General features: G+C 51.8%; 22 protein-coding genes, 3 tRNA genes and 1 riboswitch. Of the genes, 7 read left to right on the forward strand and 18 right to left on the reverse strand.

The features are described from left to right. Window positions 1–13: 13 nt before the first annotated feature. The 6 genes from NZD86_RS14745 to clpP all read right to left on the reverse strand — a co-directional run bounded on the left by NZD86_RS14745 (window position 14) and on the right by clpP (window position 5,550). Window positions 14–1,315, reverse strand: coding sequence for a Ger(x)C family spore germination protein (locus NZD86_RS14745; protein ID WP_407655167.1), 1,302 nt, complete (start codon window positions 1,313–1,315; stop codon window positions 14–16). A gap of 77 nt (window positions 1,316–1,392) precedes the next feature. Next, window positions 1,393–2,016, reverse strand: a complete 624-nt coding sequence (locus NZD86_RS14750) for an RsfA family transcriptional regulator (protein WP_407655259.1) — start codon at window positions 2,014–2,016, stop codon at window positions 1,393–1,395. Window positions 2,017–2,194: 178 nt separating this feature from the next. Next, window positions 2,195–2,422 carry a hypothetical protein gene (locus NZD86_RS14755; protein WP_268042828.1) on the reverse strand — a complete coding sequence of 76 codons (228 nt, stop codon included), beginning with the start codon at window positions 2,420–2,422 and terminating at the stop codon, window positions 2,195–2,197. Window positions 2,423–2,468: 46 nt separating this feature from the next. Next, the gene (gene thiI / locus NZD86_RS14760) at window positions 2,469–3,659 is read right to left on the reverse strand and encodes a tRNA uracil 4-sulfurtransferase ThiI (protein WP_268042829.1); all 1,191 of its coding nucleotides are present in this window, start codon (window positions 3,657–3,659) and stop codon (window positions 2,469–2,471) included. 16 nt (window positions 3,660–3,675) lie between these two features. Continuing rightward, window positions 3,676–4,830, reverse strand: a complete 1,155-nt coding sequence (locus NZD86_RS14765; RefSeq protein WP_268042830.1) for a cysteine desulfurase family protein — start codon at window positions 4,828–4,830, stop codon at window positions 3,676–3,678. 123 nt (window positions 4,831–4,953) lie between these two features. Further along, a complete protein-coding gene (gene clpP / locus NZD86_RS14770) occupies window positions 4,954–5,550 on the reverse strand; it encodes an ATP-dependent Clp endopeptidase proteolytic subunit ClpP (protein ID WP_268042831.1) in 597 nt (198 codons plus the stop codon). A 132-nt stretch (window positions 5,551–5,682) separates the two neighbouring features. On the opposite strand from clpP, the gene NZD86_RS24765 reads away from it, so the two are divergent. Continuing rightward, complete coding sequence (locus tag NZD86_RS24765; RefSeq protein WP_407655168.1) at window positions 5,683–6,063, forward strand: YgaP family membrane protein; 381 nt, start codon at window positions 5,683–5,685, stop codon at window positions 6,061–6,063. A 51-nt stretch (window positions 6,064–6,114) separates the two neighbouring features. Here NZD86_RS24765 and NZD86_RS14775 read toward each other — a convergent pair whose 3' ends face one another. Continuing rightward, window positions 6,115–6,318, reverse strand: a complete 204-nt coding sequence (locus NZD86_RS14775) for a hypothetical protein (protein ID WP_268042832.1) — start codon at window positions 6,316–6,318, stop codon at window positions 6,115–6,117. 243 nt (window positions 6,319–6,561) lie between these two features. Between NZD86_RS14775 and NZD86_RS14780 the strand changes: the two genes are divergently transcribed. The 5 genes from NZD86_RS14780 to acs all read left to right on the forward strand — a co-directional run bounded on the left by NZD86_RS14780 (window position 6,562) and on the right by acs (window position 10,405). Beyond that, window positions 6,562–7,053 carry an IDEAL domain-containing protein gene (locus NZD86_RS14780; RefSeq protein ID WP_268042833.1) on the forward strand — a complete coding sequence of 164 codons (492 nt, stop codon included), beginning with the start codon at window positions 6,562–6,564 and terminating at the stop codon, window positions 7,051–7,053. A gap of 206 nt (window positions 7,054–7,259) precedes the next feature. Further along, on the forward strand, window positions 7,260–7,484 hold the full coding sequence (locus NZD86_RS14785) for a hypothetical protein (RefSeq protein WP_268042834.1): 225 nt from the start codon (window positions 7,260–7,262) through the stop codon (window positions 7,482–7,484). A 9-nt stretch (window positions 7,485–7,493) separates the two neighbouring features. Then, window positions 7,494–7,874 carry a YlbF/YmcA family competence regulator gene (locus NZD86_RS14790; RefSeq protein ID WP_268042835.1) on the forward strand — a complete coding sequence of 127 codons (381 nt, stop codon included), beginning with the start codon at window positions 7,494–7,496 and terminating at the stop codon, window positions 7,872–7,874. Beyond that, entirely contained in the window at window positions 7,858–8,280 is a 423-nt protein-coding gene (locus NZD86_RS14795; RefSeq protein WP_268042836.1) for a DUF1292 domain-containing protein, read from the forward strand. The genes NZD86_RS14790 and NZD86_RS14795 overlap by 17 nt, the downstream gene beginning before the upstream one ends. Before the next feature lie 172 nt (window positions 8,281–8,452). Then, window positions 8,453–10,405: an acetate--CoA ligase gene (gene acs / locus NZD86_RS14800; RefSeq protein WP_268042837.1), complete on the forward strand. Its 1,953-nt coding sequence runs from the start codon at window positions 8,453–8,455 to the stop codon at window positions 10,403–10,405. Window positions 10,406–10,495: 90 nt separating this feature from the next. Here the strand turns inward: acs and NZD86_RS14805 are convergent. The 11 genes from NZD86_RS14805 to NZD86_RS14855 all read right to left on the reverse strand — a co-directional run bounded on the left by NZD86_RS14805 (window position 10,496) and on the right by NZD86_RS14855 (window position 24,735). Next, window positions 10,496–10,570 (reverse strand) — tRNA-Thr (locus NZD86_RS14805). Window positions 10,571–10,574: 4 nt separating this feature from the next. Then, a tRNA-Met gene (locus tag NZD86_RS14810) sits at window positions 10,575–10,651 on the reverse strand. 17 nt (window positions 10,652–10,668) lie between these two features. Then, window positions 10,669–10,761, reverse strand: a tRNA-Ser gene (locus tag NZD86_RS14815). A 125-nt stretch (window positions 10,762–10,886) separates the two neighbouring features. Beyond that, entirely contained in the window at window positions 10,887–11,987 is a 1,101-nt protein-coding gene (locus NZD86_RS14820) for an HAD family hydrolase (RefSeq protein WP_268042838.1), read from the reverse strand. 15 nt (window positions 11,988–12,002) lie between these two features. Next, window positions 12,003–13,085, reverse strand: coding sequence for a 3-phosphoserine/phosphohydroxythreonine transaminase (serC, locus tag NZD86_RS14825; protein ID WP_268042839.1), 1,083 nt, complete (start codon window positions 13,083–13,085; stop codon window positions 12,003–12,005). A gap of 13 nt (window positions 13,086–13,098) precedes the next feature. Then, a complete protein-coding gene (gene serA / locus NZD86_RS14830) occupies window positions 13,099–14,682 on the reverse strand; it encodes a phosphoglycerate dehydrogenase (protein ID WP_268042840.1) in 1,584 nt (527 codons plus the stop codon). A 68-nt stretch (window positions 14,683–14,750) separates the two neighbouring features. Beyond that, a riboswitch (ZMP/ZTP riboswitch) is annotated at window positions 14,751–14,835 on the reverse strand. Between the two features lie 102 nt (window positions 14,836–14,937). Beyond that, window positions 14,938–16,209, reverse strand: coding sequence for an aspartate kinase (locus NZD86_RS14835; RefSeq protein ID WP_407655169.1), 1,272 nt, complete (start codon window positions 16,207–16,209; stop codon window positions 14,938–14,940). Between the two features lie 73 nt (window positions 16,210–16,282). Then, window positions 16,283–17,659 carry an argininosuccinate lyase gene (argH, locus tag NZD86_RS14840; protein WP_268042842.1) on the reverse strand — a complete coding sequence of 459 codons (1,377 nt, stop codon included), beginning with the start codon at window positions 17,657–17,659 and terminating at the stop codon, window positions 16,283–16,285. Continuing rightward, on the reverse strand, window positions 17,656–18,927 hold the full coding sequence (locus NZD86_RS14845; RefSeq protein ID WP_326492572.1) for an argininosuccinate synthase: 1,272 nt from the start codon (window positions 18,925–18,927) through the stop codon (window positions 17,656–17,658). The genes argH and NZD86_RS14845 overlap by 4 nt, the downstream gene beginning before the upstream one ends. Next, the gene (gene argF / locus NZD86_RS14850; RefSeq protein ID WP_407655260.1) at window positions 18,927–19,988 is read right to left on the reverse strand and encodes an ornithine carbamoyltransferase; all 1,062 of its coding nucleotides are present in this window, start codon (window positions 19,986–19,988) and stop codon (window positions 18,927–18,929) included. The genes NZD86_RS14845 and argF overlap by 1 nt, the downstream gene beginning before the upstream one ends. A 229-nt stretch (window positions 19,989–20,217) precedes the next feature. Next, the gene (locus NZD86_RS14855) at window positions 20,218–24,735 is read right to left on the reverse strand and encodes a glutamate synthase-related protein (RefSeq protein ID WP_407655170.1); all 4,518 of its coding nucleotides are present in this window, start codon (window positions 24,733–24,735) and stop codon (window positions 20,218–20,220) included. Window positions 24,736–24,910: 175 nt separating this feature from the next. On the opposite strand from NZD86_RS14855, the gene NZD86_RS14860 reads away from it, so the two are divergent. After that, entirely contained in the window at window positions 24,911–25,399 is a 489-nt protein-coding gene (locus NZD86_RS14860; RefSeq protein ID WP_268042846.1) for an N-acetyltransferase, read from the forward strand. Window positions 25,400–25,422 lie beyond the last annotated feature (23 nt).

The raw sequence follows: 25,422 nt of genomic DNA on the forward strand, positions 1-25,422 counted from the left end.
CATGGTGTAACGATCACGTCGTTTCGTGAAGCGGTTCAATTTGTACACCGAATCTGCGCACGTGGATATCTGAGTTGACGATAATATTAGCCGTCTTCAATCGTGTCAACCAAGGATATGATTGAAACGCCTGGTACGTCGGGAACTGAGCACGGATATAGCGAGAGACGGGGATGACATCCGCGTGATCGGTCACAAGAAGGCGATGCAATAGACCCTCTAAGCGCTGGTTCAATTGATCACTGAGACTTTTCTCCAACTTAGCTCGCGGTTGTGTTTGAGAATAGTCAATGCCGCTCGAGACATTCACGACATCTACGTCCACAGGCACATTGACTCTGATTTGAACTGGATTACCTAAGGACACATCATAATGGGCTCTTCCTTCCTTATGTAGCTCGACACCGATATTTTGCTGCTTATTTGTCGGATCTTGAAAATCCAGTCTCGCGTGATCGAGCTCGCCTTCAAGTAACCGCAAATAGATGGAGTCTTCTCCGTTTACAAAATCAACCACTTTATCGCCGTGAAATACTGCCCCGCCCATCCAATCAACTGGGTTACCACCACTTCTACGAACGTCCCCCGCTTCGTAACTGATGCTGCTGTCGTCAGGGAGACTCTTGTTGTCCTTCACAAACTTATTAACGCCGTACATTGGCGCGACAACATCTTCGTGGGGATTTTCCAAAGCTGCGGCCAAATCGTGCAGACGACAATTTGGAATCAGACCGATTCGATTGGCGAGCAGTGAAATCCCGTCATTGACCCTTGCAGTTGACGTATCGAGCATGGGTTGGAATGTCTGAATGATGTCCTTAGCCTCTCCGTCCGCTACGGCGAACGGGACCGTACGTCGGAACTCCCGGTAACGAGTCAAGGGCTGAATATATTGGAGGACCCCTGATTTAGCAACATTCGACCCAAAAATAATAAGCGTTAAGTGTGAAAACGTCAGAGTTCTCTCGATCGATCCGTTCGCCAACAACATCGCTTCATAGATGCTGTGCGCTCGTACGGTAACTGGCGTTTTCGACGCTAAAGGTTGTTCTCCACCGCCTGATGCACCGCCAGCGCCGCCCGACGGACTGATGGGCTGAGCAATCTTAAACGTACAGTCGATGAGTCCACCCGGTGCCTTGTCCACTCCAAGGACGCTCACAAATGCTTGTTGTTCAAGCTCTTGGCGATCATAACACCCCGTCACAGCGAGCGGTGCGACGCAAATACATACCGTTGCACAGATGCGCTTCAGTCTATGAGTCAGACGTGTTCTACGGAAGCGTATACAACGATGTAGGAATTTCAGTGGCATCCCTGTTCACCTACCCCAAAGGTAGGGTGGCACGGAAACATTTCGATCATGCATAGATGACCATAAAAAGAGCGAGCTTATTCAGCTCGCTCCATCGGTTCATCGTTATCGACTCGTTCCAAATTCCCGTACTCGTCAATTTGGTACATAAATCCTTCCGAGAGTTGCGTCTCATCCAGTAAAGCCGCTTTGCGGGCACGTTCCATGATTTGTACCAGCACTTTGTAATCCTGGGCGACCGTCTCATAATCACTCTTCAACCGGTAGTAATCGTCGCGAATTTGCTTGTGTTCCTCCTGTAGTTCACGGAACCGATTTTTCCACTCGTTGCATTGACGTTCCGCATTCCTCCACCGTGAAGCCCATTCTTGTGCCGTGTTCTTCTCTTGGCGTAGAAAGCGTAAAACTTGAGCCCACGACATCAACGTCGCTGTCGGGTGGTCAACGTCTCCCCCTTCCATTTGGGCTTGTACGCGTTCTGACTTGCTGCGTTTACGTTCCTCTTTCGCAATTTCAATAATTTGTCGTTGTTGCTTGCGCACGCAAGCGTTCCAACGGAATCCACAAGCTGCGGCGGTGCGTCCCAACCGCCGTGAAGCTTCATTAAAACCAGCGAGCTGGGTACTACCTTGTTTGATGTGTTTCAAGACGATTTCAGCTAGAATTTCATCGTCTTCTGTGGTCCAGGCATCTTGACGCATGGCGCGTGATGATTGACGCATATTACACCCTCCTAAAGTTATCTCACTTTTGTGAGAAACCAGTCCGTACATCAGTACAATGAGTTATCACGAGACTATCATTTGTTATATCCAATCTTGAGAGTCCTTAAACGTAAAAAAAGCAGTGATCCAAAAACGATCACTGCTTCACAAAACACTACCGGCCAATTTTGCGCCAGCCTCGACGCCGATAAATTTCTTCTTGATGTGGCCCGACAAAGGTAAACGTTACCCTTGGCGGTCTCTTCGGTGCTGGTTGACGGCGTAAAGCGCGCCAAATGATACCTGCTAACCAAAGTACGCGCGTGAACTTTGTACCGCGCCACATCGTGTAACCCATGGAAAACCATTTAAACAATTGATATATGACCCGGAAGGTACGCATGTCCTCACTCCCGGTCGTATTGTGCCCTAGCGCCCGCCACACATCCTCATACTAAGGCGATTTCCGAGGTGCGGCCAATCGACTTTTGTTCCGCCGTATCAACCGCCCGACTGACCAATTCGGGAATGTCCATTTTGCGTTCGGCCTCAATCACTTCCCCTAACGTAGGACGCGTTTTCGGTCTCCTCGGTGCAAATAGCGAACAACAATCGTCATACGGCTGAATGGATGTCTCGTAGGTACCGATTGCCCGAGCACGAGCAATGATATCCAATTTGTCTTCGGTCACCAGGGGTCGAATTACTGACAAATCCGTGGCCTCGTCCACAACGTAGAGTCCCTCGAGTGTCTGGCTAGCAACCTGACCCAGACTGTCACCGGTAACCAATGCAAGCCACCCGCGTTGGTGGCCGAGCTCAGTCGCGATCCGGAACATCATTCGGCGCAAGAGGATAGTTCGTAAATACTCAGGACTAGATTGTTGAATGGCAGACTGGATTTCCGTCACCGACGCCAAGTGCAAATTCAAGTTCACGTGAGACCACTCTGCAAGTGTTCTGACCAAGTCCTCCACCTTGCGTTGAGCGCGCTCACTCGTAAAAGGAAAACTGTGAAAGTGGACTAAGTTGACCGTCAACCCTCGTTTCATAGCCTGCCACACAGCTACAGGACTGTCGATCCCGCCGGACAATAAACCGCCTACATCACCACTCATCCCCAGTGGTAACCCGCCAGCCCCCGTGAGCTTCTCAGCGTATAGATAGACACCCTGATCCCGGACATCAATTTGCACGACAATATCCGGATTGTGAACATCGACGACGAGTGCGGGAATTGCCTCCAAGATGGCTCCACCTACATGACTGGCCAACTCCAGACTGTCCATGACAAATCGTTTGTTACCCCGCTTTACTTCCACTTTGAAGGTTCTGTGGCCCGCTTGTGCCTGCCGAACAATTTTTATGGCCGTCCTCGTAATAGCGTCGATATCCAAAGGCGCAACTGCCACGGGACTAACTGAGCTAATCCCAAAGACTCTTTGCAGCCGAGCTAACACGTCAGCCACGGGTGCGCCGTGTAAATTAGCCAGAATTCTGCTGCTGATGCGTGAAACTTTTATTTCCGGCCAGGGAGCGAGTACCTCTTGTACATTTCTTTGCAATAACCGTTCCAGTTGTGTCCGATTGTTCCCTTTTGTATTGATCTCGCCGTAACGGATCAGAATGTGATCAAACATTTTCCTTCGTCCCCTCTTACAAGCCAACCATCCGCTGTAACCAAACAGTCTGGTCCCTGACAATCGCAAGCGCTGACTCCAGGTGATGGTCCGTCGTATCTGTCGTCCAAGAAAAACGGACGGATGCATCTGCTTCATCTGCCGAAAGGCCCATCGCTGTGAGAACGTGACTGCGCTTATTTTGTCCATGCGCTGTTGAACATGCGCTCCCCGCTGAAACGTAAAGTCCCTTCGACTCAAATGCGTGTACAATGACTTCCCCGCGAAGACCGTGTAATGACGCATTTACAATGTACGGCGACGCATGTTTCGGCTGATGAACTGTCCAACCTGGAATGGCGCCCAGTCCTTCGATAAACCGTGCCTGCATTGTCATTGCTTCTCCCAAATCTCTGCATGAGGCGACTGCGTTTCTTGCTGCTTCTCCGAACGCAACAGCCCCAATGACATTTTCGGTGCCCGAGCGTAGCCCTAGTTCCTGGCCTCCGCCGTATATCACGGGAGAAAGGCGAACTCCATCCCTTATATAAAGTGCCCCTGTTCCTTTTAAGCCACCGATTTTGTGGGCCGAAACCGTATATAAATCCACGCCGATATCCCGCATGCGGAATGGAATCTTCCCAAATGCCTGTGTGCCGTCGACGTGCAGTCGGATTTTTGGATGGTCTTTCAACGCTGCAACAAGCTCTTGAACCGGTAAAATCGCGCCTGTTTCGTTATTGACATGCATCGCGCTGATAAACACCGTATCGGGTCGTATGGCACGCAAGAAATCGTCTACAGCAAGGTCTCCATCCGAATCCGGTACCACATAGGTCACTTCCCAGCCACTTTGCTCCAGCATACGAAATGGCTCAAGTACTGCAGGATGTTCAATTGCCGTCGTGATAATATGGCGACCGCGTCCTTCAAGCTGCTTTGTACTTCCAAAGATGGCTAAATTGTTGCTTTCCGTACCGCCGCCAGTAAAGACCAAGCGCCCAGATGAGGCTCCAAGCGCTGTCAGAACAGACTGTCTCGCCTCGGTTAACAACGTCTCTGCTTGCATCCCGAGTCGATGTAAAGACGAGGGGTTGCCGAAGACATCCAGCATCTCCGTAACACGTCTTTTCACTGTGTCAGCAACCGGTGCCGTCGATGCGTAATCCAGGTAAATTGTCTCCTCCAGCATATCGATCCCTCCCTCACCTTCGTACAAGCATAATGCCACGAAAAAAGACGCGTCAACCAACAGTCGTGTGACAAACACGCAAACTGTCGGGACGCGCCGATTTTATTTTGTTTACCTTACCATTTAGCGTTGGATGACATCGTCGATCAAACCGTATTCCTTCGCTTCTTGAGCCGACAGGAAGTTATCTCGATCCGTGTCACGCGCAACTCGTTCCAGAGGTTGCCCTGAGCGTTCACTAAGTATTTTGTTCAGGCGCTCGCGCGTTTTTAAAATATGTTTCGCATGAATCTCAATATCGGAGGCTTGGCCACGAGCACCGCCAAGTGGTTGGTGGATCATGACTTCAGAGTTTGGCAACGCATAACGCTTGCCTTTTGCACCAGCCGTTAGCAGGACAGCGCCCATAGAAGCGGCCATCCCCACACACATCGTGCTGACGTCCGGCTTAATGTGTTGCATCGTGTCATAAATCGCCAGGCCAGCGGATACGGATCCACCGGGACTATTTATGTACATTTGGATGTCCTTTTCGGGATCATCAGCTGCCAAAAACAGTAGTTGAGCGACAATGGCGTTGGCGACATCGTCGTCAATGGCTGTACCCAAAAATACAATGCGATCTTTAAGCAAGCGAGAATATATATCGTAACTCCGCTCACCACGAGATGTCTGTTCAACTACATACGGAATTAGACTCATCCTACACTCCTCCTTCATCATTACAATACCCATCATGCATGAAAAAGGCTATATAGTCAAGGATAGTCAAAGTCAATCATCATTTCGCTCATAGAGTGCTTGCTTGCGGAGATACTGAGTTCTGTGAAGAGTGAGAGAGGAGCAACCACCATGCAGCAAAATCTAGGTTCAGTAGATCGATACTTTCGACTCGTGACAGGACTTGTATCCTTGAGTTGTGCAGCTCGCCGTCGACAATCCCCTATGTCCAAAGCCTTTCTCCTTTCATTTGGCGCCATGAAAGTTGCGGAAGGTGTTATTGGTTGGTGCCCGATGCAATACGCCTCAGAAATACTCACTGACAGGAACGATAAAAGATCATCGTCTCCTGACCACAACATGCATAGCTCAGAGGGAAGCAGCCATCAACACCGTGACACGCGAATCGAGAGGACAGACCCTAACCAAGCTAATCGTTCACGTGGTCACGATTCTAAGTCAGATACCCACTCCGATGATGATAACCATTATCGCCATAGTCAAAGCCATTAAACCAGAAAAAGGGCTGCACATAAAGCAGCCCTTTTTCTGGTTTTTGGGGACTTACGTTAGAACCTTGTTCGCCGGGACGAAGGCGTCTTCTCGACGAAACCTAACTCCATATTTCCCGCTCCGGGCTCGATAAATTTCAACATCCGTTGGACGGGCGGTTCGACGAATTCGTTCGTCTGCTTCCACCCACATGACTGCACAATAGGCCTCGAATTTTGACTCATACAACCCGGCAAAGTACACCCACTCGTCCATCGGCCATCCCCTCCGACAGTAGTATCTGTCTGAACGACACTCATTAGCCCAGAAATGAATGCATGTGTATGGGTGTTGAGGAGCTTTTATGGAAGTCAAATTTTTGCTACAATAATTGTACGCGAATTGTACACGAATTCGCTAACAGAAGCAGTTGTCTGGGTGAATGCCTAAGACCTAATTGCGTCAAAACGGCGTATGATACAAGAACACTGTACTCCGACCGAAAAAGGAGTGATCTCGATGATGACCAAGGATGAAATTCTTACACTCAAAACCAAGCTGCTTCCAACTGGGGCGGATGCCGTCATCGATTTTCTTGCAGCTCGTCATGCGCAGCTTGAAGCAACAAATATTGTCTTAGAAAATGTTCCGCTCTTAATCATTGGCCGTCATGGGATGATTGCGCGGATTCCAATTAACGGGCGCATTAAAAAGGTGAGCCAATCTGATGAAGTGTTACAAACACTTCAGACGTTTTTCACAAGCCAAGCGACATCATCCGAGAAGCTGTACTTGTTTGTAAATCTACCAGATCTACCGATCCCGGCGGAAGTAAAACAAGTCCTTTCAGAGGTTGAGGAACGAGCAATTCTCCGAGAAGAAGTAAAACGGCGCATTGATGAGGCGCTCGACGTCCGCGACAAAACCGCCTTCGATATTGCTGTCAAAGAACTTGAACGATTGCAGCAGGTTGAAGATAAACAAACGTGGCGAGCACGGCGTTTTTTATAGAAAGGTTTAACGAACTACAAACGAGCATTTGGCATTCGCCGATACCTTAAAGGGTGCCCCAGACGACGTGTTGCGGTCTCTCGGGCACCCTTTTCATTTCTAAATGTATATCATCAGCTTCGCATGGAACACTGAATGAAAGCGTCATCTTTATCGACCGACTCCGAAAGGGTATAATGTAGGCGAATACCCAGGAGGGATCGACTATGCAAAAGACAAGACCACTACGGTATCTGCTGTTCGGCCTCATCTTCGCACTAACACTGGTCGGAATTATCCTGCATAACTACATCGCGCTGGCTGTCTTGATGGTGTGTGGCATTGTGATTGGCATCCTGGGCGATTTTGTTGAGAACAACCCAACAAAACCGTATCAAGCCAACAATCGGTTTCACAACCGCCACCAGGGCCATCACGACGCGCAGGCGTAATTTGTACGGATGGAGCGTGTAAGTGTGGACCGTGTGGATTTACTGGTGCAGGCGGACGAACTCGCAGACATGATTTTGAAAACGCCGGAAATCCAAGCCTTCAAACAAGCAGAAGCTGCAATGGAAGCGAATGGCGAAGCAATGAATCTGCTTCGTCGTTTTCGAGAGTTAAGAGAGCAGGTTGCCGAATTCCAGGCTCGTCAAGTTCCGCCAATGCACTATAGTTACCTGCTTGAAGAAACAGATCAGTTGATGAAGAAACTGGAGCAGATACCTGAGGTAAAGGCATTTGAAGATGCCCAATCCAAAATGAATGCCCTACTGAATGCCATTGCATCGCGATTATCTGCGGCCGTTGAACAACGTTTGCCGGATGTCAATTTCAAATAATTGTATTTTCATTGACACTAGTACCAATGGATGGTATGCTGGCGCAGAAATGGCCCATAGCCAAATTTTGATTGCGGATAGGAATGAAACAAGTATGGCAGACGAGCATCAACACACGCATGACCACGAGCACGAGGAAGACGAAATTATTGTGCTCGAGGATGAAAATGGGCAAGAACATCAATTTGTCCTCGGTGAGGTCCTGACGGTTGATGAAAAGGACTACGCGGTCCTGTTGCCAATTGACGAGGAAATGGAAGAGGGCGTCATTTTCCGCATTGACGGTGAAGAGGGCGACCAAATGGTGCTCGCCGAAATTGAAAGCGACGAAGAATGGCAAAAAGTTGTCGACGCCTATAATGAAGACTTGTTTGATGACGAGGAAGACGAAGACGACGAAGCTTAATCCTTTGTTGAGTTCTTTCTTATCGTATAGCACGAGCTCCACACATGTGTGGAGCTCGTTTTGATTTTCCCACCTTTTGTGGGAGGCTTTGTCTAGCAAATAGGTTGTGAATCTTAATAATTAAAATATAATGTAAACAGGCACCAAATATCGGTTGAAAGGGGTACCAAACATGACAGTCGATCCCGAAAAGCTTTCTACGTTGCTTCATGAAAACCGCAGCTTTCCTCCTTCCGAGGAATTTCGGGCACAAGCCAATTTTAACGACGAAGCGGTTTACGAGAAAGCCGCAAACGACCCTGAAGCCTATTGGGCCGAACAAGCAAACGAATTGACCTGGTTTGAACCATTTGAAACCGTTTGCGAATGGAATTCCCCGCATGCCGCGTGGTTCCTCGGCGGCAAGCTGAATGCAGCATACAACTGCGTGGATCGTCACGCGTATGGCGCGCGGAAAAACAAAGCGGCAATTATCTGGGAAGGGGAACCTGGCGACAGTCGCGTTCTCACTTATGACATGCTACGGCGTGAAGTGGATAAGGCAGCCCACATGTTACGCTCACTGGGTGTTCAAAAAGGGGATCGGGTCACTATTTATCTACCAATGATCCCCGAATTGCCCATCTCGATGCTCGCCTGTGCGAAAATCGGCGCTGTTCATTCAGTCGTTTTTGGCGGTTTCTCAGCTAAAGCCCTCCGCGAACGCATTGTTGACGCCGACTCCAAAATCCTCATCACGGCTGATGCAGGGTGGCGGCGCGGTGGACAAATTCCGCTCAAGGCAAACGCTGACGAAGCCGTTCCGGATACCCCCATCGAAAACGTTATCGTCGTCAAACGAGTCGGCGAAGCTGCCAATGTGACGATGAAGGAAGGCCGCGATACCTATTGGCAAGAATTGATGGGGAAAGCGCCGACGACTCCTTTAGATGCTGAACCGATGGATTCAGAGGATATACTGTTTCTTCTGTACACATCAGGTACAACGGGAAAGCCGAAAGGCATCGTCCATACCACTGGCGGTTACTTAACGGGGGTGAATACCTCCTTACGGTCTGTGTTTGATCTCAAGGACAGTGACGTCTTTTTCTGTACAGCAGACATCGGCTGGGTTACAGGACATACCTACATTGTATATGGTCCTCTATCTGCCGGTGGCACGGTGGTCATGTACGAGGGTTCACCCGACTATCCAGGGCGGGACCGTTTCTGGGATATCGTCGAAAAGTACGGTGCGACCATTCTTTACACGGCGCCGACTTCCATTCGCACATTCATGAAGTGGGGCCCTCAGTACGCTGAATCTCACGATCTCAGCAGCTTAAGGTTACTCGGCACCGTCGGCGAACCCATTAACCCGGAAGCTTGGATGTGGTTCCACGAGCACATCGGCAAGGGTCGCTGCCCCATCGTCGATACCTGGTGGCAAACGGAAACAGGTTGCGCAATGATCGCTCCACTTCCGGGCCTCGTAGCGACCAAACCAGGCTCCGCAACACGGGCCGTCCCAGGTGTCTCCGTTGACATTGTCGACGAAAACGGAAACTCCGTGGATCCGCAGAGTGGCGGCTATTTGGTCATCAAGAAGCCGTGGCCGTCGATGTTACGCACGGTTTGGGGCGATGACGAACGCTTCAAGAACACATACTTTGGCAAGTTCAATGGAATCTATTTGCCTGGGGACGGAGCCCATCTGGACGAGGACGGGTACGTCTGGATTCTTGGGCGGATCGATGATGTCATCAATGTGTCTGGCCACCGCATCGGAGCGGCGGAAGTCGAAAGTGCGCTCGTCGCCCATCCTTCCGTGGCAGAAGCAGCAGTCATCGGTCGATCACACGCCATCAAAGGTCAAGCCATCACGGCTTTTGTCACCGTACGTGAAGGTGTAGATACGAATGACGAGCTGGTCGCTTCTCTCAAACAGTATGTCGTGGAAAAGATCGGAGCCATGGCGCGCCCCGAGGAGATTATTTTTGCGGCTGAACTACCTAAAACGCGTAGTGCGAAAATTATGCGCCGCCTCCTCCGCGACATCGCAGAAGGCCGCGTTCTGGGTGATACGACGACGCTTGCTGACCCCAGTGTCGTAGAATCACTGAAAACGCAATATAAAGAAGACTAAGCTCAAATCCCTCTCGAAAACCGCTCGGTTCATTGCATAGCAAACACATAAAATAAGGTCGCTCATCGGAGCGACCTTATTTTATGTGTTTGGAGCCACCTGTCGGATTTGAACCGACGACCTGCTCATTACGAGTGAGCCGCTCTACCCCTGAGCCAAGGTGGCATAGTGGTAGCGGCGGAGGGATTTGAACCCCCGACACCACGGGTATGAACCGTGTGCTCTGACCACCTGAGCTACGCCGCCGTTGCACACATTGGTAATGGCGGAGAGAGAGGGATTCGAACCCTCGAGACGGTTTTACCCGCCTACACGATTTCCAATCGTGCTCCTTCGGCCAACTCGGACATCTCTCCGTGACCCGTATTGCGCGACAGTTGATATATTACATGAGGATGTCCTTTTGCGCAACCCCTTAAAGAAGATTGTCCCGCCGTACACCCTCTAGGGGCACAGTGGGATCTCTGGAAATCTATTAAAATCAAAATAACGTGTTGACGTCGAGGACAGTGTCAAAAATGTAATCAACGTTCAACTTCTCGAATTTCGATCTCGCCTCTTTACCCTCGAGTCCAGTCAGTACAGCCGCAAAAGAAACTCCGAGACGTTGTGCGGCCAAAGCATCAGCGATTGAATCCCCAACAATGAGTACTTTCTGGCGATATCCTTCGAGCGGTACTCGAGTCGCGAGCAGTTCTTCTGGATCATCGAGGCCCGTCAGACTACGTAGGTACGAGTAGGGATTCGGTTTAGATAACGGCCGTGCGCTCGGAACGCGCGCCTCTGCCTCCATCACGTTTGTTGCAGTCGACACGTTCGCCGTGTCAAAATACGACCACCATCCGAAGTGCTGAAGTGGAACTTCCGTTTCCGTCTGCGGCCGACCCGTCGCAACGCCGAGATGTACGCCACTTTCCTTCAAATGCCTCAGGAGTCCGCCTAATGCCTCTGCCTCGACAATGGGAATTTCATTCGTCAGAAACCCCTTTTTGCCGGCTTGCTTCCCTGAGTACGCGTCACCCAAATACCATTCCTGAAACGTGCTCTGACACAGCAACCACAGTTCATGGTCGTCCGACGGCGGCAACACAGCCTTGGCAGCCTCGAATAAATCCTGCTTAGACGTCGCGTTCCTGTATATGGCGTCGTACGTTCCCCACTCCACCCGATACTCGCTACCGCCAAAATAGGTACGTGCGATCTCCCCGATTCGTTGTAATGCCGTAGCAGTCCACCCATGGGAAATTGCATCCTGTACTTGTTCCGACGTACGAGACGATTCCTCTAAGCGACGCAATACGGCAGCTAGTTCGGACACGAAGACCAGGTACACCATGTCCCAATTCGCGTTGACTCCAACGTTCTTCAGCCGTTCCAGCACTCCGTCGTTTTGAAAGACATCGCGGCGGATTTGATGGATGACTTCGTCAGTCGGGTCAGTCCCAAACACTGGCGAAACACTTTGGAGTCCCATGAAACGATTGCTCGTGAGCAGTTCATGCACAGTCAATGCAGAGGCATCGAAATACCGTTCCTCACTCAGCATGACGCCATCGATATCGAATAGAACGGTCTCAAACATAACGCTGTCCCCCATTCACCGTGATTTTCGTGCGTAGTCACGCATAAACTCAGCGAATCTAGCGGCCGATTCCACAGGTACGGCGTTGTATAGAGACACGCGGCATCCGCCGACGGATCGATGCCCTTTCACGCCGACGAATCCCAGCGCTTTCGCCTGTGCCAAAAACTCCTTTGACTGTTCGTCACTCGGCAAACGAAATGTCACGTTCATGTGAGACCTGGCGGATTTAGCTGCGTGGCCGTCGAATAGATCAGGGTACTCATCGATCACGCTGTAGATAAGCCCCGACTTCTCCGCATTTCGACTGGCGATGGCCGTGAGCCCACCCTGCTCCTCGATCCACTCCAGCACGAGATCCATTAAGTAAATGGCGAACGTGGGCGGCGTATTGTATAGCGAGTCCGCCTTTGCGTGAACACCATACTGCAACATGGTCGGAATATCCTGGTTAGCCTGTTGCAACCATTCGTCGCGCACGATGACGACTGTTACCCCGCTCGGCCCAAGGTTCTTCTGCGCACCCGCGTAAATCATGTGGAACTGTTCCACGTCCACCTCATGCGACATAATGTCACTCGACATGTCAGCAACCAGTGGGATTTGCGTTGTCGGAAAAGCGTGCCACTGTGTCCCATAAATCGTGTTATTGGATGTGATATGGACATATGACGCACCTGCCAATGCCTCTCCATCCAGCATTTCCGGAATCGTCTTGTAGCCGTCCTCTTTAGCCTGCGAATCGAGTTGCACACGTCCAAACCGTCGTGCTTCCTGAGCGGCTTTTTCGGACCACGATCCGGTTAGCACGTAAGCCGCCGCCGCATCGCGCGATAGGTAATTCATCGGCAACATGGCAAATTGCAGACTTGCCCCACCTTGTAAGAAAAGCACCCGGTAATTGTCCGGAACACCAAGCAAACGCCGTAAACGATCCTGCGCGCTGCGGTGAATGGCCTCATACGTTTCACTGCGATGGCTGAGCTCCATCACACTCATGCCGGTGCCTTGATAGTCAATCAGTTCCGCTTGTGCCCGCCTGAGCACTTCAAGCGGCAGTGCAGATGGTCCCGCGTTAAAATTATGTGCACGTCCCATAGCTCTCTCCCCCTCACAGTTCGATGGAACGAACCATGGATATTCCGTCGACTCCAGCAATTTGTTTGATGACGTCATCTGGAAGAGAACGGTCAATAGACAACAACATGATGGCTTCGCCGCCGGATTCACGCCGCCCCACTTGCATACCTGCGATGTTGACCTGGGCATCTCCCAGATACGTACCGATCCGGCCGATCATACCCGGCTTATCCGTATGCCGTGTGAACAGAAGAATGCCCTCGCTCGGCATGTCGATAGGATAGCCGTCCAGCTCAACAATTCTCGGTCCCGACTCGTGATACAGTGTTCCTGAAAGATGGTGTGTACCATTTTCCGTGGTAAATGAAAGCGAGATCTCGTTGGTGTAGACGCGACCACGGGACTCGCGAACTTCTTGCACTCGCAGTCCCGCCTCTTCGGCAAACCGCAAAGCATTCACATAGTTGACCTCGTCACGGTAACGGAAGCCAAATAGCCCCTTTAAAACCGTCCTCGTTAAATAACCACCGTCTGGAATGGCAGCGTCACCAGTATAGGTTACCGTTATGGTAGACGGTGCACCTTGCGCTAATTGAGCGGCGAATACGCCCAGTTTTTCAGCCAAGGAGAGGTATGGTGTTAGCCGTTCTTTTTGTTTTTGCGACAGGCTGGGTAGATTGACGGCGTGTTCAAACGGTTCGTCCTTCAGAACCCGGACAATTTGGTGCGCCACTTGAATCGCAACATTTTCTTGCGCTTCAATCGTCGAAGCACCCAAGTGCGGTGTTAAGATGACGTTTTCCATCCTCCGCAAGGGGTGGTCCGCGTCGAGAGGCTCAGACTCGAATACGTCGAACGCTGCACCCGCCACCACGCCTTCCTGCAGCGCGGCACACAGGGCACGTTCGTCGATGATTCCGCCGCGGGCGCAGTTGATGATCCGCACGCCCGGTTTAACTGTTTGGAACCGTGCCGCATCAATTAAGTGATGCGTCTCTTTGGTTAACGGGGTATGGACTGTAATAAAGTCCGCCTCCGCGATTGCATTTTCCAGTGTTGACTTCACAACGCCTAAACTGTCGGCACGCTCCTGTGTTAAAAACGGATCATACCCGAGTACTTGCATGCCAAAGACCTTCGCCCGCTTTGCCACCTCTGTGCCAATACGTCCCATGCCGAGAATGGCGAGCGTCTTTCCACGAAGCTCAACGCCCACCCAGCGTTTCCGATTCCATTTACCGCTGAGCAGATCTCTATTCGCCGCAGGGATGTGTCTTGCGAGGCTGATCATCATGGCGAATGTGTGTTCCGCTGCAGCAATCGTGTTTCCGTCTGGTGCATTAATCACGAGGACGCCGCGTTTTGTAGCTGCTTCCAAGTCGATGTTATCCACACCGACGCCAGCTCGTCCGATGACTTTCAGACGGCGACCGGCAGCTATGACATCTGCTGTCACGTTCGTTTGAGAACGAACAACCAGCGCATCCGCATCCGCTATCGCTTCCAATAGTTCTGCCGGAGACAAACTCGTTTGCACTGAAACCTCGACATCGTCCAACTCTTCAAACACTTCGAGTCCTGTCTGTGAAATGTCGTCTGTCACGAGTATCTTCATGATCTATTTCTCTCCTCCTGCTGCAATACCTAGAGAAAAGGCCACCAAGGCACTTTTCGATTGACGCGTCAAAGTGCCCAGGCGGCCGGCAATTCCCTATGCATCGCACTCCCCTGTGGTGAGACCCACTTTCCGCCAGTTATGCGACGTAACGATTTCCATAGTTCCGACTATAGAAGAGTAACAGTCCGTTGGTCAAGAGATCTGAGCCAAAAAACTGTCAATACCAAATATTCTCGAACAACCGGGCTCTCATCAGTTTGCTGAGACCGCGACCTCACTGTTGGCGTCGACAAATGTGTGATGTAAGGCCTGCACAGCTGCTTCCACGGCACCGGCAGGAATGACACAGGAAACCTTAATTTCTGATGTGCTGACCATTTGTACGAAAATGTTCGCGTCCCGCAGCGTGACGAACATCTGCGCAGCAACGCCGGGGTTGCTGATCATCCCAGCACCGACGATGGATACTTTCGCCAGGTTCGACTCACTTTCTACCCTAGCGAAGCCGAGCTTCGATTTCAGCCCCTGAACAATATCCACGGCCCGCTCAACGTCCGGTTCGTTGACTGTGAAGGAGACGTCCACAGTTGCCTCACCGACAACGCTCTGGACAATTACGTCAACATTCACCCCGTGCTCTGCGAGCTCTGAGAAGACGGACGCGAGTCCGTGCTGTTCTAGAGGTACACCAATGACGGCAATCCGTGCAACCTGCCGTTCGAACGCGATTCCTGTTACGACGTGCCGTTCTTCCATCCGATTCTCTGTCATAGCCACGACCTTTGTCCCTTCCTCCTCAGTAAAGCTCGACCTCACAACAAGGGGTACAGCGAAGTGCTTGGCGTTCTCCACCGCGCGTGGGTGCAGCACTTGCGCGCCCAAGTTCGCCAGCTCCAACATTTCATCGTAAGACACTCGGTCTAATTTGCGGGCTGTCTTGACGACGCGCGGATCAGTCGTATAAACGCCGTCTACGTCCGTGTAAATTTCACAAACATCCGCACTGAGCGCAGCCGCAAGTGCAACTGCCGACGTATCCGATCCGCCGCGTCCGAGCGTCGTGATCTCACCGTCAGCGATACCTTGGAAGCCAGTCACAATGGGGACGATACCTTTATCGATGAGCGAACGAAGTGTGGCAGTTTCGATGGCCGCGATCCGCGCGTTCCCGTGGACCGCCTCCGTTTCAATTCCCGCTTGCCAACCCGTGAGAGATTTCGCGGGACAACCAAGATGAATCAGGCGCATGGCAAGCAGACTGGCCGACACCTGTTCGCCTGTAGACAGCAGACTGTCCATTTCACGCAGGTCTGCCCTGGGTACTAATTCATTTGCTAAATCAACTAGGGCATCTGTGCTGTGCCCCATCGCGGAAACGACAACCACGCAGTGGTGTCCCTCCGAAACGACCCTTTGGACCCGATTCGCAACCACGCGAATCCGCTCCGTCGACCCGACAGAGGTCCCACCATATTTCTGTACGACCAGCACGCTGAACTCCACTCCCCGTCGCTTTGCCGACATCCATTTTGGCTATCATACCGCAGAAACGACGGGTTCGGAAGGAGCAACAGAAAATTCACGCAATGTAAACGCTTCATTCTATCCCGCACGCTTCGCGAGCAAGTGCTAATTGCAATTTGACGGCAGATGAAGCCGTTCCCCCACGAGACTGCCTGGCCTCGACAACCACTTGCGGATCCAAGACAGTGAACACATCCTCTTCAATGACAGACGACTTGGCCTGAAGTGTGTCCAGTGAGAGCCCAGTCAAATTTGTGCCCTTCGAGATGGCCAGTTGAACCAGTTCCCCGACTATGGCGTGTGCTTCGCGAAACGGAATCCCCTTTCGCACGAGGTAGTCGGCGAGATCGGTGGCGTTGGAGAAATCCCTGGCGAAGGCTGTAGCTAAGCGTTGTCGTCTCACCTCCATGGTGGAGATTGTGCCAGCCATCAGTTTCAGCGCCGGAATGACTGTGTCAACGGCGTCAAACGCACCTTCTTTGTCTTCCTGCAAGTCCTTGTTATAGGCCAGGGGCAATCCTTTCACCACTGTGAAAAGACCCATCAAGTGGCCAATGACACGCCCGGACTTACCGCGAATGAGCTCCGGCACATCGGGGTTTTTCTTTTGCGGCATCATACTGGAGCCCGTGGCGTATCTATCGGCCAGTTCGACCCACCCAAACTCCTCCGAAGACCACAATACAAGCTCCTCACTGAGCCGTGACAGATGCGTCATGATCGTCGCCGTCGTGAACAGCAGTTCGAGTATGTAATCTCGATCCGATACAGCGTCGAGCGAGTTTTCATAGAGGCGTGAGAACGCGAGCTCCGAAGCCACCATTTGTCTGTCGATAGGGAACGTCGTCCCAGCCAAAGCGCCAGCACCGAGGGGCATGCGGTCAATTTGCTGCAAGAGGTGAACGAGTCTCGCTTTATCCCGATCGAGCATCCATACGTACGCGAGCAGGTGGTGGGCGAACAAAATCGGCTGCGCCCGCTGTAAATGCGTAAAGCCAGGTACGATGACATCCAGATTTTGCTCCGCTTTCGCAAACAGAGCCCCTTGTAACTCTTTCACCGCGTCCAAAATGTCATTTGCGGCGTCCCGCGCGAACAAGTGCATGTCAAGGGCGACTTGGTCATTACGGCTGCGGCCGGTGTGCAGTTTACCAGCGACTGGACCGATGCGCTCCGTCAACAACCGTTCAATGTTCATGTGGATATCTTCGTCATCGAGCCGAAAGGTAACGTCCCCCGCCGCGATCTCGCTGGCGAGGGATTCGAGTCCTTCAATAATTTGGCGACCTTCAGCAGCAGAGATAATGCCACACTCCGCAAGCATACGCGCGTGCGCTATGGACCCAGCCACGTCATACGGTGCAAGTCTGGCATCGAAGGAGATGGACGACGTGTACTGAAGGACAAGCGCATCGATGTCTTCTTGAAACCGTCCTCCCCAAAGCTTCATACTGCCGCCGATCCTTCCTGTGTATTCGCGGCCACAACAGATACGGTCGATTGGTTCAATTCCGAGCCATCGGATGGTTTCGCGTGCAAAAGCGCATGCACAGATGTGGGGAGACCCCACAGTGAAATGAATCCAACCGCTGCCATATGGTCGAATGTGTCGCCTGTCGTGTAGGTGGCGAGATCGTGTCGATACAGCGAGTATGGAGACTGGCGTCCCGTCACCTGCGCCTGCCCTTTATAGAGTTTGACGCGAACTTCACCGCTCACGTGTGTTTGCGTTGCGTTGATAAACGCGTCAAACGCCGTCTTGAGTGGCGAGAACCACAATCCGTTGTATATGAGCTTGCTGTATTCGAGCTCAAGTCCCATCTTGTACTGCAGAACCTCCCGAGTGAGCGTGAGGTGTTCCAACTCCTGGTGAGCCGTGATGAGCACCTTTCCAGCTGGAGATTCATAGACTTCACGAGACTTAATGCCAACGAGGCGATTTTCAACGTGATCGATCCGGCCAACACCGTGCTTCCCACAAATCGCATTCAACTGTTGAATGAGTGCGTGCAACTCCAGGTGCGTCCCATTCAACGCGACGGGCACACCCTGTTCAAACTGAATGATGATTTCTTCCGCCTCATTCGGCGCCTGTTCCGGTGAAGTGGTCCACAAGAATGCCTCTTCCGGGGCCGCCTCCCAGGGATTCTCGAGGACACCGCACTCGATGGCGCGACCCCAGAGATTCGCGTCAATGCTGAACGGATTGTCGAGGTTCACGGGAATTGGCACGTTGTGTTCCTCGGCATAGCGAATTTCCTCATCACGGGTAAAGCCCCACTCACGAACGGGCGCCACGACTTTGAGCTGCGGGGCCAAAGCGTTGATGGAGACTTCAAAACGGACTTGGTCATTCCCTTTGCCCGTACAGCCGTGAGCAACAGCGGCTGCCCCTTCGGCCGCGGCGACCTCAACCAACAACTGCGCGATGAGCGGACGCGACAGTGCGGAAGCCAGCGGGTACTTGCCCTCGTACAACGCGTTCGCCTTGAGCGCAGGCGCGATGAACTGGCTCGCGAAGCGCTCCTTGGCGTCGATCCGGTACGACTTCACCGCCCCAACTTTCACGGCCTTCTGCTGAACCACATCAAGATTTTGCCCTTCGCCAACATCTACACACATGGCTATTACGTCATAGCCGTAATGATCCGTAATCCACGGGATCGACACGGACGTGTCCAGTCCACCCGAATAAGCGAGTACGAGTTTTTCCTTCATCACATATCCTCCCCGAATGACCCAGCATCTGCGAGTAGAGCTGCTAGGATCGCTTTTTGTGCATGCAGGCGGTTTTCGGCCTGATCGAAAATCACCGATTGTGGTCCATCGATGATCTCCGTGGAGACTTCTTCTCCCCTGTGAGCGGGAAGACAATGCATGAAGATAAAATCTTTCTTAGCAAGACGACAAAGTTCCGCATTCACCTGATACCCATCGAAACTTGCGAGGCGCTGTTCCGCCTCGTCTTCATCCCCCATGCTGACCCATGTATCCGTATAAATGACATTTGCTCCGTCCACTGCACGGGCCGGATCCGTCGTTACAAGCACTTGTGTTTTTTCGTGAACAGCGTGAAATTTCGATTCTTCCACGACTTCCGGTAGCGGAGCGTATCCCGGCGGGGTTGCAATCCGGATGTTCATACCAAGTTTCGGTGCGATTTGCAGCCATGAATTGGCCAAGTTGTTGCCATCTCCAACGTACGCCACGGTAACGCCCTGGAGCGTTCCTTGATGCTCCAATATGGTCAATGCATCGGCCATCAATTGGCACGGATGAAACTCATCAGTCAATCCGTTAATGACAGGTACAGACGCGTAATCAGCAAAGGTCTGAACGTCGCTCTGAGAGAACGTGCGAATCATGACGCCGTCGACATACCTTGAGAGGACCTGCGCTGTATCGGAAATCGGCTCACCACGCCCAGTTTGCAAATGATTGCCCGGGAGGAACAGTGCGTGCCCGCCCAACTGCAACATGCCCACTTCGAAGGACACACGCGTTCTGGTCGATGATTTATCAAAAATGAGGCCAATTGTCTTTCCAGCAAGCAGACGATGAACGAAGTTCGTCTTCTGCGCTTCTTTGAGAACTTGAGCCAAACGAATCAAGTTGGCAATCTCACTGCTCGAAACATCACTAAAGTGCAAAAAGTCCCTTCCACAGAGCGTAAGATGCGCTTCCCACAGCGCATTCTGGAGGCGCACAGACAGATAATTCGATCCCAGCGGCACTACAGAAGACGTACCACGCCCGACCGCACCAGCTGTTTCCCACATGGCCACCCGACAAAACTCCTTCCACTGGTCCACTCAATAGTAGATCGTTTGTCTTTTCTTGTTATGAATTATTATACATCAATATGTATAGATATCAATCGCTTGTTCCATTCCTAGGAGAAATTCGGGCTTCAGCGTGGATGATCCCGCAAACGACAAAAAAAGGACTGCCCCTGCACCCATCCTACGATGGCATGCGGGACAGCCCCGTGCTGACCGAGACAATCAATTATTCTGTCGCGATATCTTGGTCCGTAATTTCGTTTCCAGGTTCAATCATCATAAAGTGAACCGTTGGGTGATCGATGAACACTTGCAACCGTTTTGCTGCCTCAGGTTGACCATGTTTACGAAGTTCGCGTTGATACGTCGTCAACAACTCGATCACGTCTTTTTCACCCGCTTGATCAAGGTACCGAAGTGCCACTTTGGCACCTTTTGCAATCCTACGGCGAAGAGCATCTTCATCGAGTCCAAGCTCCGGTTGGAAGCGCAGATACACGCGTCCACCGGTCATACCGGAGCAAATCCACGGACCAGGGTCACCCATGACCACCACACGACCGCCTGTCATGTATTCGAATGCGAAGCCCTTGACGTTCGCTCGACTGCCGATAGACGAAAGTCCATCTTGCACCGGCTCTGCCAATTCCCCGCCGATGACCATATCGGCACCAGACAAACGAATACCCGCACGCGCATCAGCATTTCCTTGGATGATGAACAACCCGTGGGCCGCTCCGTATGCGAGGCCTTTGCCGACAGAACCACCGCGCCAAACACCATCTGCACATCGACGCTTCAGAACGAGGATTTTCCCGCCAAACGCAGCTTTGCCTACACCGTCCTGTGCGCCACCGAGCGCAACACTCGTCATACCTACTGTGTGATAAGCAGCGAATCCTGCTCCGGCCACCCCATCATGGAATACGTGACGTGTCTCACCATTTCGTCCACTGCGGACGTTTTCGCCACTGTCACGGATGCCAAGTGCACGCGGAACAGTGTGAATGGACGTGGGGTGGGCTGCCGCCGTTGAGTTGTGCAGCACCACGCCATCCGTCCCAGTTGCTACAGGATACGTGACGACCTCTTGCAGTACATCGCCGTAAGCCTCATCAAACGATCTCGACTTCACATGCGTTCCACGTCCTACAAACGTCTCGTTGACCGACCGCAACCAGGATGTGTCAACGCGCGCATCGTCCTTCAGTTGAACGAGTAAGTCGCTCCGACCGACCAAGTCCTGCGTCCGGTTTGCACCCAACTGCGCGGTCAACTCTGCAATGTGCTGCCCAATAGATTTAAAGAATGTGACAAGCTGGTCGACGGCCGTGTCGAACTCGCGCGGAGCAAAGGCCTTCAGCCCTTTTGCTGCCGCCTCCTCCATGCCGTGCATCTGCGTGGCAATGCCCACGTGACAAGTGTCCTTGTGGCATGCACGACACGAAGTACATCCGATGGCAACCATGGCCATTGTCCCGAAACCAACGCGGTTGGCACCTAAAAGAATGGCTTTCATGGCGTCCGTTCCAGACTTCAATCCACCGTCCGCCCAAATTTCCACAACGTCTCGCAATCCAGCTTCGCAGAGCGCCTCATGGGCAAGCTTGACACCGATCTCCATGGGTAGGCCAACATGTCGGATCGCGTGGGCCCGAGCTGCACCCGTTCCACCATCGAAACCTGACAGGGCAACGACATCTGCTCCGGCCTTGGCGATCCCGACGGCAATTGTCCCCACGTTCGGAACGACCGGTACTTTGACAGAGACCTTCGCGTACGGACTGACCTCTTTCAACTCGTAAATAACTTGAGCCAAATCCTCAATAGAATAAATATCATGATTGTTTGATGGCGAAATCAAGTCCACGCCAGGCGTCGCATTTCTGGCATTGGCCACTTGTACAGTCACTTTCGAACCCGGCAAGTGACCGCCTTCACCCGGCTTTGCGCCTTGCCCAATCTTGATCTCCAAAACATAGGCACCATTGCACAAGTCCGCATTGACGCCAAACCGGCCCGAAGCAATTTGTCTACCGCGGTTTCGTGGATACTTCGTCAACAGATCCTTGATTTCTCCGCCTTCGCCGTTGAGACCGACGATGTTCAAGCGATAGGCAGCTTCGGCATAGGCACGATAAGCAACTTCATTTTGCGATCCAAATGACATGGAGCTGATGACGAACGGATAAGAATGCACATCCACGGATGTGTCCACGGGTCCTTCAGCCGGTATTTCGTCACGCGAGATGTCCAACACGTGACGAAGACTCAACGGATTGTCTTGCTCAAAGGCGTTTAACTTCGACACGAACTCATCGTACGGAACATCCCCCTGTGCAACGGATCCGGCGGATTTCCAAATACGTGGGTACAGTTGGAAGAGTTTGTTGACGCGAACGGATTTTTTGTCTGGTGCCGAATACCAGGTATGCCGCAGTGCCGATTGTTCTTCCATCTTCTCGAACGTCAGCCCAGCTTGTTCAGAACCACAAAATGATGGTATGGCTAGCATTTGACTTACTTCGTCCGATAGCCCAATGGCTCCGAAAAGGCGCTCATATCCTCTGACCTCGTGGATACCAAGCGTCGAAATAACCTTCTCCATGCCTTTTGACAGGGCCTTGTAAAGATTTTCAATGGCCTGCATATCGCCTTTGGAAGCCGCCGTTTCCCACATGAGATATGGCACGACGGCATCCGCTCCGAGACCGAGTGCTACCATGATATCGTGCAAGTTCCTGAGGCCGCCGCTCCGAAGGATGAGGCTGCTTCGCCTGCGCAAATATTCGCCTTTGTGCTTGCCAGCAGGCCGCAATAGCGCTTTGTGAATGGCGGCTGTGACGATAAACGGATCGATATGCTGACCGCGTTTGAACTGGAGTCGGTCATCCAGCACAATTGCATTCGCCCCCGCCTGGACGGCCTCTAACGCCTCTCGTCCAAAGCGCTGGAGGGCAGCGGAGATGGACTCGCCTTCCTCCCGATGGATAAGAATTTCAACTGTTCCATGGGGACTCGTGTGCAGCAATGCCAATGCATCTTCATAGCACATCGTCCCATAGCGGTGTGCAAGGTTTTGAATGGCCTGAAACTCGATGCTGTACGATTTCGGCAACTCTTCCAACAGAATCGGTGCGTGTACCTCAATTCGAGGAGCCTGATGATACAAGCCGTCAAATGAAGGTCTGCGCCCCAATACCGCGCGTGTGCTGAAGTGTTCTATCTCGCGCTCGCGATCAATTGCCGGATTCGTGACAACCGCAACCGTTTCGTGCAAGAAATCAGAGAGGAGCGTCGGCTCATCCGAGAGTGCTGCTAACGGACTATCAAAACCGAGAGACTTGATCGGTTCCGCCCCAGTCTGTACTTGTTGCTCAATGAGTCTTACGTCGTCGTCGCGAAAACCAAAAGCCAAAGCGCGAACCTCTAAGGGTTTCTCATCCCGTTCCGGATGGATCACTTCACTCTTCTGCCCGTACGGACCCGTAAAGTGTAAATTCCGGTGCTCCCCTCCGAATTGAAACCGTCCGCGTGCCGACCGGAGCACTTCTTGTTGCAGTTCATGGTACTGGTATAACTTCGCCCCTTCGAAAGTCCACGTAACCCCAATTTTTTCACCAGGTGATAAGGACTTGGGTTCGGCTACCCACGTGCTTTGTGGAATAATTCCCTGCTCGGAACTGAAGCAGTAAGCCGTATCCGTTTCGACTAGCCACATCGGACGAAGTCCCACAGCGTCGACGCTGTACACCGCAGCGTTGCCGTGGCGCATCATCACGCCTGCTGGACCTTGGGCGAATGGACCCCAGAGTGAGCGATAGTACATGTACAAATCAGATAGCTCTTTCGGCATCTGCTTAATCTCATGGACGATGGGTGGAAACAGGAGTTCCGCCGTTTCAAATAGTGTCCACTTTCGATTCGACACAAAGTGCAACACCGCTTGGTCCACCATCTGTGAATCGCTAAACTCTGCACGAACGGGAATACCTATCATGGAAGCCTCTGTAAAGAAGCGCAAAATCGTATTAATTTCACCGTTGTGTCCCAGAGAGGAAAACGGTTGAACTCTTGGAAACGAAGTTGTCGTATTTGTCGAATACCGTGTGTGTGCTAACACGAACGTCGAAGTGCACAGAGGGTGACGAAGGTCGTCATAATAGCGATACAATGTTTCATCATTGCCAATCACCTTGTACACGACGCTGTGATGCGAGAGCGACGCAACATGCGCACCTGCCAGCTCATCGATGGCAGCAAACGCGTTCGACAGACGTTCGTCGTCAACTGTGCCTGCAACACCTGCAACTTGGTAAAAGACAGGAGATACCGACTGAGCCATGGGTCCGAGTGCCGCTTTGTTCGCACCGTCCACACGTACGAGCTCAACCTCCAATCCCAGAGAGGTCAAGACTGCCGTGACGCTTTCAGCGAGATGTTCCACCCGATCTTCGTCGAGCATGAAATGGCCAACGAAGAAGTCATCCCGATACACAAGATCTCCGTCTTTGCCCGCGGAATTTAGTCTGTACTTCCATAATTCGCGAGGAATATCTAACAACAGGCCGCATCCATCGCCTTCTCCGGCTACGTAGCCGGCTCTGTGGCGCATCGATTTCAACGCGTCCAACCCGTTCTGAATTGGATGGTTTGAAGGTTGCCCAGATTTCTCTATCTGCGAATAGATGCCGCACGCATCGTGTTCGCGGTTGATGTCGGCTGACAAGGCATGTAGGTCCAAGTGCGCCACTCCTTTTTTGCAAAATATTTTGACACTCTTTATATCTGCGCGTCAATCAATTTGTCATAAAATGACGAGTTATCTCACAGGTACGATTGAAATATTATACGATATATTGAATAATAATGCTATGGCTCGTTATCATCACACGCAACGTTGAAAGGGGGACCCCAGAATGGAGGTCCGTAAGGCATCCTCTTCAGATGTCGAAAGTATGCAAAAACTCATTCAGCAGTTTGCCGATATAGGCTTGATGCTCCCCCGGACAATCAAGTCCCTATGTGAACATTTGCAATGTTTCACAGTAGCAGTGGAGAACGACAAGGTGATTGGTGTTGCCGGGTTGCATGTTCTCTGGAAAGACCTCGCGGAAATAAGGTCACTCGCGGTAGACCCGGACCTACATGGTCGAGGGGTGGGCCGAAAAATTGTCGAGCAACTGCTACAGGAAGCGGAGAAGTTAGGAATTGCACAGGTCCTCTCGTTGACTTACCAAACACAGTTCTTTGAAAAATTAGATTTCCATGTTGTCCGTAAGGAAAGTTTACCTCACAAGGTTTGGAAGGACTGCATTTACTGCAATAAGTTTTACCACTGCGACGAGGTAGCTATGGTATATTATACACATCATTACGATGGTTTCCAAGCGGCAAAAGAGGCCTGATCCCGGTAGTTCCAACGTCATAT

It is taken from the genome of Alicyclobacillus dauci (assembly GCF_026651605.1).
Taxonomy (GTDB): domain Bacteria; phylum Bacillota; class Bacilli; order Alicyclobacillales; family Alicyclobacillaceae; genus Alicyclobacillus; species Alicyclobacillus dauci.

Excerpts from the sequence above, each read along its gene's own strand:
- NZD86_RS14745 (WP_407655167.1), bottom strand. The coding sequence starts at position 1,315 with ATGCCACTGAAATTCCTACATCGTTGTATACGCTTCCGTAGAACACGT.
- NZD86_RS14750 (WP_407655259.1), bottom strand. The coding sequence starts at position 2,016 with ATGCGTCAAGATGCCTGGACCACAGAAGACGATGAAATTCTAGCTGAA.
- NZD86_RS14755 (WP_268042828.1), bottom strand. The coding sequence starts at position 2,422 with ATGCGTACCTTCCGGGTCATATATCAATTGTTTAAATGGTTTTCCATG.
- thiI (WP_268042829.1), bottom strand. The coding sequence starts at position 3,659 with ATGTTTGATCACATTCTGATCCGTTACGGCGAGATCAATACAAAAGGG.
- NZD86_RS14765 (WP_268042830.1), bottom strand. The coding sequence starts at position 4,830 with ATGCTGGAGGAGACAATTTACCTGGATTACGCATCGACGGCACCGGTT.
- clpP (WP_268042831.1), bottom strand. The coding sequence starts at position 5,550 with ATGAAGGAGGAGTGTAGGATGAGTCTAATTCCGTATGTAGTTGAACAG.
- NZD86_RS24765 (WP_407655168.1), top strand. The coding sequence starts at position 5,683 with ATGCAGCAAAATCTAGGTTCAGTAGATCGATACTTTCGACTCGTGACA.
- NZD86_RS14775 (WP_268042832.1), bottom strand. The coding sequence starts at position 6,318 with ATGGACGAGTGGGTGTACTTTGCCGGGTTGTATGAGTCAAAATTCGAG.
- NZD86_RS14780 (WP_268042833.1), top strand. The coding sequence starts at position 6,562 with ATGATGACCAAGGATGAAATTCTTACACTCAAAACCAAGCTGCTTCCA.
- NZD86_RS14785 (WP_268042834.1), top strand. The coding sequence starts at position 7,260 with ATGCAAAAGACAAGACCACTACGGTATCTGCTGTTCGGCCTCATCTTC.
- NZD86_RS14790 (WP_268042835.1), top strand. The coding sequence starts at position 7,494 with ATGGAGCGTGTAAGTGTGGACCGTGTGGATTTACTGGTGCAGGCGGAC.
- NZD86_RS14795 (WP_268042836.1), top strand. The coding sequence starts at position 7,858 with ATGTCAATTTCAAATAATTGTATTTTCATTGACACTAGTACCAATGGA.
- acs (WP_268042837.1), top strand. The coding sequence starts at position 8,453 with ATGACAGTCGATCCCGAAAAGCTTTCTACGTTGCTTCATGAAAACCGC.
- NZD86_RS14820 (WP_268042838.1), bottom strand. The coding sequence starts at position 11,987 with ATGTTTGAGACCGTTCTATTCGATATCGATGGCGTCATGCTGAGTGAG.
- serC (WP_268042839.1), bottom strand. The coding sequence starts at position 13,085 with ATGGGACGTGCACATAATTTTAACGCGGGACCATCTGCACTGCCGCTT.
- serA (WP_268042840.1), bottom strand. The coding sequence starts at position 14,682 with ATGAAGATACTCGTGACAGACGACATTTCACAGACAGGACTCGAAGTG.
- NZD86_RS14835 (WP_407655169.1), bottom strand. The coding sequence starts at position 16,209 with ATGTCGGCAAAGCGACGGGGAGTGGAGTTCAGCGTGCTGGTCGTACAG.
- argH (WP_268042842.1), bottom strand. The coding sequence starts at position 17,659 with ATGAAGCTTTGGGGAGGACGGTTTCAAGAAGACATCGATGCGCTTGTC.
- NZD86_RS14845 (WP_326492572.1), bottom strand. The coding sequence starts at position 18,927 with ATGAAGGAAAAACTCGTACTCGCTTATTCGGGTGGACTGGACACGTCC.
- argF (WP_407655260.1), bottom strand. The coding sequence starts at position 19,988 with ATGTGGGAAACAGCTGGTGCGGTCGGGCGTGGTACGTCTTCTGTAGTG.
- NZD86_RS14860 (WP_268042846.1), top strand. The coding sequence starts at position 24,911 with ATGGAGGTCCGTAAGGCATCCTCTTCAGATGTCGAAAGTATGCAAAAA.